The organism is Streptomyces sp. NPDC002309, from assembly GCF_053593375.1.
The window spans coordinates 26271-36022 of record NZ_JBSFCI010000057.1 but is presented as its reverse complement, the minus strand read 5'-3'; the positions used below and the strand labels follow the sequence as shown (position 1 = coordinate 36022).

General features: G+C 71.6%; 6 protein-coding genes and 3 pseudogenes. 6 read left to right on the top strand and 3 right to left on the bottom strand.

Annotated elements, in window-relative coordinates; translation table 11 throughout:
* Nucleotides 1–335: 335 nt before the first annotated feature.
* Both ACWCPM_RS31990 and ACWCPM_RS31985 read right to left on the bottom strand, forming a co-directional pair.
* The gene (locus tag ACWCPM_RS31990; RefSeq protein WP_450979761.1) at nt 336–1103 is read right to left on the bottom strand and encodes a hypothetical protein; all 768 of its coding nucleotides are present in this window, start codon (nt 1101–1103) and stop codon (nt 336–338) included.
* Nucleotides 1104–1246: 143 nt separating this feature from the next.
* Nucleotides 1247–2920 carry a PucR family transcriptional regulator gene (locus ACWCPM_RS31985; protein WP_450979760.1) on the bottom strand — a complete coding sequence of 558 codons (1674 nt, stop codon included), beginning with the start codon at nt 2918–2920 and terminating at the stop codon, nt 1247–1249.
* Nucleotides 2921–3286: 366 nt separating this feature from the next.
* Between ACWCPM_RS31985 and ACWCPM_RS31980 the strand changes: the two genes are divergently transcribed.
* The 4 genes and pseudogenes from ACWCPM_RS31980 to ACWCPM_RS31965 all read left to right on the top strand — a co-directional run.
* Nucleotides 3287–4177, top strand: a complete 891-nt coding sequence (locus ACWCPM_RS31980; RefSeq protein WP_450979759.1) for an FAD binding domain-containing protein — start codon at nt 3287–3289, stop codon at nt 4175–4177.
* Entirely contained in the window at nt 4177–4758 is a 582-nt protein-coding gene (locus tag ACWCPM_RS31975; protein ID WP_450979758.1) for a (2Fe-2S)-binding protein, read from the top strand. Before ACWCPM_RS31980 ends, ACWCPM_RS31975 begins: the two co-directional genes overlap by 1 nt.
* 1 nt (nt 4759) lies before the next feature.
* The gene (locus ACWCPM_RS31970) at nt 4760–7144 is read left to right on the top strand and encodes a xanthine dehydrogenase family protein molybdopterin-binding subunit (RefSeq protein WP_450979757.1); all 2385 of its coding nucleotides are present in this window, start codon (nt 4760–4762) and stop codon (nt 7142–7144) included.
* A 119-nt stretch (nt 7145–7263) separates the two neighbouring features.
* Nucleotides 7264–7377, top strand: a pseudogene (locus ACWCPM_RS31965) (XdhC/CoxI family protein); the annotation flags it as partial.
* 136 nt (nt 7378–7513) lie between these two features.
* Here the strand turns inward: ACWCPM_RS31965 and tnpA are convergent.
* A pseudogene (gene tnpA, locus ACWCPM_RS31960) lies at nt 7514–7959 on the bottom strand (IS200/IS605 family transposase).
* Between the two features lie 25 nt (nt 7960–7984).
* Between tnpA and ACWCPM_RS31955 the strand changes: the two are divergent.
* Nucleotides 7985–9208 (top strand): RNA-guided endonuclease InsQ/TnpB family protein, encoded by a 1224-nt coding sequence (locus ACWCPM_RS31955; RefSeq protein ID WP_450979756.1) that lies wholly within the window; start codon nt 7985–7987, stop codon nt 9206–9208.
* Between the two features lie 43 nt (nt 9209–9251).
* A pseudogene (locus ACWCPM_RS31950) lies at nt 9252–9740 on the top strand (XdhC family protein); the annotation flags it as partial.
* Nucleotides 9741–9752: the final 12 nt, after the last annotated feature.

Here is a 9752-nt window from a genome sequence, read left to right as displayed (position 1 = left end):
TCGGAACGGCGCGGAATCGGTCTCTCACCGACTTACCCGGGTTGACGCGCCAACCGCTGCGGGCGGACACCCCCCGGCCCGACCCCTTCCCGCCGCGTGCGAGTGCGGGTTCCGGGGGCAGACGCCGGAGTTCCTTCCCGCCGTGGGCGAGTGCGGGTTCCGGGGGCAGACGCCGGAGTTCCGTCCCGCCGTGGGCGAGTGCGGGTTCCGGGGGCGGGGGTCCGCCCCGGCCCGGCTCCTTCCCGCCGTGCGCGGGTGCGGGTTGGTGGGTGGGCGGCTCGGGCAGGGTTTCTTCCGGTCGTGTGCGGGTGCGGGTGCGGGGTCGTGCCGGGGTGTTACGCCGTCGCCGCGTCTGGGGCCGGTGGGGTCAGGTGGGGCGCCAGCCAGGTGGGGACGCCGCCCAGGAGGCGGTGGAGGCGTCGGGCCTCCTCGCGCAGGCGGGACGCCTCCGGCTCGGGTTCCGTGTCGGCCAGGGAGGCCAGCGCGGGGGCCGTGCCGACCAGATAGCCCAGTTCCTCGCGGATGCGCAGGGACTCGGCGAAACCGTGGCGGGCCTCGGTCAGGTCGCCTTCCCTCAGGGCCAGTCCGGCGAGGTGGCGCCAGGTGAAGGACAGCAGGAAGGTGTCGCCCTCGGCCGTGGCGCCCGCGTGGGCGCGGCGGTAGGCGGCCTGCGCGGACTGGGGGGAGTGCGTGAGGTTCTCGGCGAGCAGACCGCGGCGGAAGTCCAGCAGGGGGCGGCCGGGGCTGCCGGGAGGGATCAGGGCCGCCGCCCGGCCCAGGGCCACCCGTGCCTCGTCCGCGCGGTCCCGGACCGTGTGCAGGGTGGCGGCGTAGGCGAGGTGGCCGCGCTCGCAGGCCGCCGCGCCGCGTTCCTCGTCGGTCATGGCCAGGGCCTCGGCCGTGCGCAGGGCGTCCTCGGCCTCCTCCCAGCCCTGCTCGGTGTACAGACATCGCTCGACCAGCAGCGCCGCGCGCTGCAGCGCGGCCGCCGGCGTCGCCGGGATCAGCAGGGCGGCCGCGTCGGCCCAGCAGGCCCGTGAGCGCAGCCGCCATACCGCGGTCCGGAGGGGATCGTCGTCAGGGGTCGTTCCAGAACCGGACATGGCGGTATGCGCCACGTTGCCCTCCCCGAGCACGCCATCGAGCTGTTGAGTGGTTGCCGCATTTCAGCACCAATTCAGCTGCCCGGCCAAGGGGGTGGGTGAAGGATTTCACAAAGTCGTGGGACTCCTGGGCCCTTCGGGTTTCAGCTCATGCGCAGTGCCAGGAAGAAGTCCAGCTTGTCCTCCAGGCGGGAAAGGTCGCGACCCGTCAACTGCTCGATGCGGCCCACCCGGTAGCGCAGCGTGTTGACGTGCAGGTGGAGCCGGGAGGCGCAGCGGGTCCAGGAGCCGTCGCTCTCCAGGAACGCCTCCAGGGTCGGGATCAGCTCGGCGCGGTGGCGGCGGTCGTAGTCGCGCAGGGGGTCCAGGAGGCGTGCCGTGAAGGCGCGGCGGACGTCGTCGGGGACGAAGGGCAGGAGCAGCACGTGCGACGCCAGTTCCTGGTGGCCCGCCGCGCAGACCCGGCCCGTGCGGGCGGCGGCCACCCGGCGGGCGTGCCGGGCCTCCTCCAGGGCGCCGCGCAGGCCCTCCGCCGAGTGGACGGCCGCGCTGACGCCGAGGGTCACGCGGCCGTCGTCGTCCAGACCGGCCGAGAGGGGGTCCCTGACGGAGGTGAGCAGGGCGTCCGCGAGGACGCCGGTCTCCGAGCCGTCGTGCTCGGACGAGACGGCCGGAAGGGGGACCAGGGCGATCGCCTCGTCACCCGTGTGGGCGACGGCGATGCGGTCGGACGGCTCGGGACCGGTGGTCGCCGGGTCGACCAGGATCTCCTCCAGCAGGGACTGGGCCACCGGTCCCGTCTCGATCTCGGAGCCCTCCCATTCGACGCGGGCCACGACCACCTGCCAGTGGGGAGCCGCGCCGAGGCCGGGCAGCAGCACCGGCGCGGCGACGCGCAGGCGGGCCGCGATCTCGGCGGGGGCGGCGCCCGTCTGGACGAGCTCCAGGACCTCCTGGGCCAGGCGGCGGCGGACCGTGCGGGCGGCGTCGCGGCGGTCGCGCTCGACCGCGATCAGCTGGGTGACGCCGTGCAGCAGGTCCAGGCGCTCCTCAGCCCAGTCCCCGGCGTCCGCCTCCACGGCGAGCAGCCAGTCCGACAGGACGGTCTCACGGACGTCCCGGGAGGCGTGCGAGGAGCGTCCGCCGCCGCGGATGGGGAAGACGGACCAGGTCGTGCCGCCGAGGATCAGACGGTGGGGGTCGCGGCGGCCGGTGCGGGCGGCGGCCAGGTGCTCGGCGGCCAGCTTCGCGCAGGACTCGGGGGGCAGGGCGGGGCCGCCGACCTTGGAGCCCGCGATCAGGCGGCCGGTGGAGGACAGGACCCAGGCGCGCAGGTCCAGGTCGGAGCCGAGGAGGTCGAGCACGACGTCCGGGCCGCCGCCCGCCGGGCCCGAGGTCATCATCCGGCGGTGCCGGTCGACCACGGCGGCGAGGTCGCCCGCGCGCTCGCCGGAGACCTGCCGTACGACGTGCTCGGTGATCGTCGCGAAGGCCACCGACTCGTGCACCGCGAACAGGGGGAGGCGATGCCGGGCGCACGCCGCGATCAGGTCCTCGGGCACATCGCCGAGCTCCGCCTCGCCGGCCGCGAGGGCCGCCACGCCCGCCTGCGCCAGAATCCGCACGAACGACTCGGAGTCGTCCTCGTCCCGGCGCCAGGCCAGACCCGTCAGGACCAGTTCACCGCCGGAGAGGTAGCGGCTGGGGTCCCGCAGGTCCGTGGTCATCACGCCCCGCACGGCGCGGTCCAGCTCGTCCTCGCCGCCGAGCAGCCTCAGGCCCAGCGCGTCGGTGTCCAGCAGTGCGCGCAGCCGCATTCTCGTCGCCGCCGTTCCTTGTCTCGAAAACTACGATCGGATCCTGTCGGGCCGTCCCTGAGCGGCCCCCGCGGTGGGCGGTTGAGCGCTGCTCGCCGTCTTCCGTGCTGTGCCCCAGGTCACGCGGACCGTGCCGGACGTTTCCCCAGGAAATCCCGGAGGTTACTGGTGACCTCCGTTCATACGAATCTACAAGATGCCCACACTGGCCAGCCAACTCCTTCATGGTTTCGGTGACTGACCCCGTTGGAGCAAGGGGCTGTGTACTGACGGTGATCCGCGTCAACAGCACAGGAACGAGCCGTGCCCGCCGCACACGGATCGGCTCGATCCCTACGACTCACGAGACGAAGAAGAGAGCCGGTCATGGACTTCCTTCGCCCCGCCAGCTGGGAGGAGGCGCTCGCCGCGAAGGCCGAGCACCCCACCGCTGTGCCGATTGCGGGTGGTACCGACGTGATGGTCGAGATCAACTTCGACCACCGCCGGCCCGAGTACCTCATGGACCTCAACCGCGTCGGCGACCTCTTCGAGTGGGAGGTCGGCGAGGACTCCGTGCGGCTGGGTGCCTCCGTCCCCTACTCCCGGATCATGGAGCATCTGCGCGCCGAGCTGCCGGGTCTGGCCCTCGCCTCGCACACCGTGGCCTCCCCGCAGATCCGCAACCGCGGCGGCGTCGGCGGCAACCTCGGCACCGCCTCCCCGGCCGGAGACGCCCACCCCGCGCTCCTCGCCGCCGGCGCCGAGGTCGAGGTGGAGTCCGTCCGGGGTTCCCGGCGCGTCCCCATCGACGCGTTCTACACCGGTGTGAAGCGCAACGCGCTCGCCGCCGACGAGCTGATCCGCGCCGTGCACGTGAGGAAGGCGGACGGGCCCCAGCAGTACTCGAAGGTGGGCACCCGCAACGCCATGGTCATCGCCGTGTGCGCCTTCGGGCTCGCGCTGCACCCCGGGACCCGGACGGTGCGCACCGGCATCGGCTCGGCCGCCCCGACCCCGGTCCGCGCCAAGACCGCTGAGGAGTTCCTGAACGCGGCGCTCGAGGAGGGCGGCTTCTGGGACAACGGAAAGATCATCACCCCGTCGGTCGCCAAGCGGTTCGCGGACCTGTGCTCCGGTGCCTGCAACCCGATCGACGACGTCCGGGGCACGGCGAGCTACCGCCGGCACGCGGTGGGCGTCATGGCCCGCCGGACCCTGACCTGGGCCTGGGAGTCGTACCGCGGCACCGCCGCACGCACGGAGGGAGCCGCGTGATGCGCGTCAGTTTCACGGTCAACGGCCGTCCGCAGGAAGCCGACGACGTGTGGGAGGGCGAGTCCCTGCTGTACGTGCTGCGTGAGCGGCTCGGCCTGCCGGGGTCCAAGAACGCCTGTGAGCAGGGCGAGTGCGGCTCCTGCACGGTCCGGCTGGACGGTGTGCCGGTCTGCTCGTGCCTGGTCGCCGCCGGACAGGCCGAGGGCCGCGAGGTCGTCACCGTCGAGGGCCTCGCCGACTTCGCCAGGCGGCGGGCCGCCGGCGGCCGCGCGGCCGGCGCGCGCGGCACCTCGCTGGACGAGGCCGCGCAGTGGCAGGCCGGGGGCGCCGACTCGCAGACCGGCGAGGGGGCCGAACTCTCCGCCGTCCAGCAGGCGTTCATCGACGCCGGCGCCGTGCAGTGCGGGTTCTGCACGCCCGGCCTGCTGGTCGCCGCCGACGAGATGCTGGAGAGCAACCCGAACCCGTCCGACGCGGACATCCGCGAGGCGCTCTCGGGCAACCTGTGCCGCTGCACCGGCTACGAGAAGATCATGGACGCGGTCCGCCTCGCGGCCGCCCGTCAGTCCGAGGGGGCCTGACATGCCCGCCGACGGCGCTCCCACGAAGATCACGCAGGACACCCGCACCAAGGGAGGCATCGGCGAGTCCACGCTCCGCCCGGACGGCACCCTGAAGGTCACCGGCGAGTTCGCGTACTCGTCCGACATGTGGCACGAGGACATGCTGTGGGGGCAGATCCTGCGCTCCACGGTCGCGCACGCCGAGCTCGTCTCGATCGACACGTCCGAGGCGCTCGCGACGGCCGGTGTGTACGCCGTGCTGACCTACGACGACCTGCCCACCGACGTGAGGAACTACGGCCTGGAGATCCAGGACACCCCGGTCCTCGCGCACGGCAGGGTGCGCCACCACGGCGAGCCGGTCGCGATCGTGGCCGCCGACCACCCGGAGACGGCCCGCCGCGCCGCCGCCAAGATCAAGGTGGAGTACCGCGAACTGCCCGTCGTCACCGACGAGGCGTCCGCGACCGCGCCGGACGCGATCCTCGTCCACGACGACCGCGCGGACCACCACATCGGCCACGTCCCGCACCCGAACATCCTCCACCGTCAGCCGATCGTCCGCGGCGACGTCGAGGCCGCCCGACGGCGTGCCGACGTCATCGTCGAGGGCGAGTACACCTTCGGCATGCAGGACCAGGCCTTCCTCGGTCCCGAGTCCGGCCTCGCCGTGCCCGAGGAGGACGGCGGCGTCCACCTCTACATCGCCACCCAGTGGCTCCACTCCGACCTGCGCCAGATCGCCCCCGTGCTCGGCCTGCCCGAGGACAAGGTGCGGATGACGCTCGCCGGGGTCGGCGGCGCGTTCGGCGGCCGCGAGGATCTGTCGATGCAGATCCACGCCTGCCTGCTGGCGCTGCGCACGGGCAAGCCGGTGAAGATCGTCTACAACCGGTTCGAGTCCTTCTTCGGGCACGTCCACCGCCACCCCGCGAAGCTGTACTACGAGCACGGCGCCACCAAGGACGGCAGGCTCACACACATGAAGTGCCGGATCGTCCTGGACGGCGGCGCCTACGCCTCCGCCTCCCCGGCGGTCGTGGGCAACGCCTCGTCCCTGTCGGTCGGCCCGTACGCCGTCGACGACGTCGACATCGAGGCCGTCGCCCTCTACACCAACAACCCGCCCTGCGGCGCCATGCGCGGCTTCGGCGCGGTCCAGGCGTGCTTCGCCTACGAGGCGCAGATGGACAAGCTCGCCGCGAGGCTCGGCATGGACCCGGTGGGGTTCCGGCAGCTCAACGCCATGGAACAGGGCACCCTCCTGCCGACCGGCCAGCCGGTGGACTCGCCGGCCCCCGTCGCCGAACTCCTGCGCCGGGTCAAGGGGATGCCGATGCCGCCGGAGCGCCAGTGGGAGTCCAGTGAGGGCGCCGACGTGCGCGAGCTGCCCGGCGGCCTGTCCAACACCACGCACGGGGAGGGCGTCGTCCGCGGTGTCGGCTACGCGGTCGGCATCAAGAACGTCGGCTTCTCCGAGGGATTCGACGACTACTCGACCGCCAGGGTGCGCGTGGAGGTCGTGGGCGGCGAGCCCGTCGCGACCGTGCACACCGCCATGGCGGAGGTCGGACAGGGCGGCGTCACCGTCCACGCGCAGATCGCCCGCACCGAGCTGGGTGTCGCGCAGGTGACCATCCAGCCGGCCGACACCCAGGTGGGCAGCGCCGGTTCGACCTCGGCCTCGCGGCAGACGTACGTCACCGGTGGTGCCGTCAAGAACGCCTGCGAACTGGTCCGCGAGAAGGTGCTGGAGCTCGGGCGCCGCAAGTTCGGCTCCTACCACCCCGCCTGGGCCACCGCCGAGCTGCTGCTGGAGGACGGCAAGGTCGTCACCGACGCCGGCGAGGTGCTGGCCGCGCTGACGGACGTCCTGGAGGACGAGACCGTCGAGGTCGAGGCGGAGTGGCGGCACCGGCCGACCGAGGCCTTCGACGCGCGCACCGGCCAGGGCAACGGCCATGTCCAGTACTCGTTCGCCGCGCACCGCGCCGTCGTCGAGGTCGACACCGAGCTCGGCCTGGTCAAGGTGATCGAGCTGGCCTGCGCCCAGGACGTCGGCAAGGCGCTCAACCCGCTGTCCGTCATCGGCCAGATCCAGGGGGGCACGACCCAGGGGCTCGGGATGGCGGTCATGGAGGAGATCGTCGTCGACCCGAGGACCGCGAAGGTGCGCAACCCGTCCTTCACGGACTATCTGATCCCGACCATCCTCGACACACCGACCATCCCGGTCGACGTCCTCGAACTCGCCGACGAGCACGCCCCGTACGGGCTGCGCGGCGTCGGCGAGGCCCCCACCCTGTCCTCCACACCGGCGGTCCTCGCGGCGATCCGCGACGCGACCGGCCTGGAGCTGAACAGGACGCCGGTCCGCCCCGAGCACTTGACCGGTACCGCGTGAGAGCTCCCCGGGCGAGGCACGGAAGTCACACACCAGCGCCGCCCGGAGCCCCAGGTACCGCTCCGGCGGTTCGCATGCGGGTGCCCCTCTGAATTCTCGGAGGAGGCCCACATGACCCAGCAGCCACTCCCCCCTCCCGCATGATCGTCTTCGGCGCCGTCGACTTCGCCTCGGCGCTGGTCCGCGTCGGCAAGTTCCTCGGCTACCGGAATTCATTCGCAGTGCATCGGCCTTCAGGCCGGTGGTGAAGCGAATCCGACAATGGCGACGCGGAGCGTCGCAGACTCAGGTCCGGCGGCGCCGGACACCGTGGTTCTTCGCCTGCGGCGCGGAGCGTCGCGAGGGCTGGTCCCGGCGGAGCCGGGGTGCTCACACCGGCCGGTTCTGCTGTTCGATGTACTGCCTGACCACGGAGAGCGGGGCGCCGCCGACGGTTTTGGCGAAGCAGGACCCGGACCAGAGCTTGTTGGCCCGCCAGTAATGGCGCACCAGGTCGGGGAACTCTCCCCCAGCCTTCGGCCGGGAGGTACCCCCAGGCGCAGGCGGCGGGAGGAGACGCCCTTGAGCGAGTTGACCAGCTTGGTCATGGCGACCTTGGGCGGGAAGTTCACCAGGAGATGGACGTGGTTGTCCTCACCGTTGAACTCCACCAGGTCGCACTCGAAGTCCGTACACACCGGCCGCATGATCTCCTCCATCCGTCCCAAGTGGACATCGGTGAACACCTTGTGCCGGAATTTGGTAACGAAGACCAAGTGCACGTGCATGACGAAAGCGCAGTGACGACCAGTTCTGATCTCCAGCATCTCACCCATAACCCACGTGCGTAGGGTGACGGTCATGCAGCTCAGGTACAGCTTCCGCTTGTACCCGGACAGCGGCCAGCGGACCGCGTTGGCGAAGGCGTTCGGGTGCGCCCGTGTCGTGTTCAACGACGCGGTCCGCGCCCGTGAAGACGCCCGTAAGGCCGAGCAGCCGTTCCCGACGGCCGGGGAACTGTCCGTACGCCTGATCACCCAGGCCAGGCGGACCACCGAGCGTTCCTGGCTGGGCGAGGTCTCCGCGGTGGTGCTCCAGCAGTCCCTGCGGGACGCCGAAACCGCGTACCGCAACTTCTTCGCCTCCCTCAAGGGCACCCGCAAGGGCCCGAAACTCGGCCCGCCCCGTTTCAAAACCCGCCGTGACCGCCGCCAGTCGATCCGGTTCACCGCCAACGCCCGCTGGAAGATCACCGACAGTGGCCGACTGGCCCTGCCGAAGATCGGCGAGGTGAAGGTGACATGGTCCCGCACCCTGCCCACCACGCCCACCTCCGTCACAGTGATCAAGGACGCGGCAGGGAGGTACTTCGCGTCTTTCGTCATCGACACCGACCCCGCCGCCGACGCCACCGTGATGCCCGCCACCGACCAGGTGATCGGTGTCGATCTCGGCCTGACCCACTTCGCGGTCCTCTCGGACGGCACGAAGATCGACTCCCCGCGGTTTCTGCGCCGGGCGGAGAAGAAGCTGAAGAAGGCCCAGCGGGATCTGTCCCGCAAGCAGAAGGGATCCAAGAACCGGGACAAAGCCCGCCTCAAGGTCGCCCGCGCCCACGCCAAGGTCACCGACGCCCGCCGCGATTTCCACCACCGGCTCTCCACACAACTGATCTCCGAGAACCAAGGGATCGCCGTGGAGGACCTGTCGGTGGCGGGCCTGAGCCGTACGAAGCTGGCCAAATCCGTGCACGACGCCGGATGGTCCTCGTTCATCAGCATGCTGGAGTACAAAGCCGCCCGGTACAGCCGCACGCTGGTCAAGATCGGCCGGTTCGAGCCGACCTCCCAGACCTGCTCCACCTGCGGCGTCAAGGACGGACCCAAACCCCTCAACGTCCGGGAATGGACCTGCACCGCCTGCGGCACCGTCCATGACCGGGACACCAACGCCGCGATCAATATTAAGACGGCCGCCGGACTGGCGGTAACAGCCTGCGGAGCGCCGGTAAGACCAGGAGCAATCCCGGCACAGCGCGAAGAAACAGGAAGCCACGGATTCCCGACCGGAAACTGTGCCGCGTAGCGGCACAGCAACCAGTCGGAAAGGCCAGAATCCTCGGGCTTCAGCCCGAGGTGCAGGTCAACACGTCACGGTGTGCGACGCCCGCCCCGTCTTCGCGACCCGGACCCGCTTCCCCGACGCCGACGACATCGTCGTCGAGTGGCCCCACACCTACCTGGAGCGCACCGGGGTCGACGGCCGTACGGTCCTGTGCGTGCTGACCCACGACGCCAAGTTCGACGTCCCCCTGCTCCGGCTCGCGCTGCGGCTGCCGGTGGCGTACGTCGGTGCCATGGGCTCGCGCCGCACCCATCTCGACCGCGCCAGGCGGCTGCGCGAGGTCGGCGTCACGGAACGGGAACTGACCCGGCTGCGCTCACCCATCGGCCTGGACCTCGGCGCCCGGACGCCCGAGGAGACGGCGCTGTCCATCGCCGCCGAGATCGTCGCCGGCCTGCGCGGCGGCAGCGGGGTCCCGCTCACCGGCGCGCGCACCCCGATCCACCACGACACCCCGTCGGCACCGGCGGAGCGCGTCGGGTCGGTGGCCTGAGTCGGCGGTCGC

Bases quoted from the DNA above. Each gene is read 5' to 3' on its own strand.
- ACWCPM_RS31985 (WP_450979760.1), bottom strand. From the start codon at position 2,920: ATGCGGCTGCGCGCACTGCTGGACACCGACGCGCTGGGCCTGAGGCTG.
- ACWCPM_RS31990 (WP_450979761.1), bottom strand. From the start codon at position 1,103: ATGTCCGGTTCTGGAACGACCCCTGACGACGATCCCCTCCGGACCGCG.
- ACWCPM_RS31980 (WP_450979759.1), top strand. From the start codon at position 3,287: ATGGACTTCCTTCGCCCCGCCAGCTGGGAGGAGGCGCTCGCCGCGAAG.
- ACWCPM_RS31955 (WP_450979756.1), top strand. From the start codon at position 7,985: ATGCAGCTCAGGTACAGCTTCCGCTTGTACCCGGACAGCGGCCAGCGG.
- ACWCPM_RS31970 (WP_450979757.1), top strand. From the start codon at position 4,760: ATGCCCGCCGACGGCGCTCCCACGAAGATCACGCAGGACACCCGCACC.
- ACWCPM_RS31975 (WP_450979758.1), top strand. From the start codon at position 4,177: ATGCGCGTCAGTTTCACGGTCAACGGCCGTCCGCAGGAAGCCGACGAC.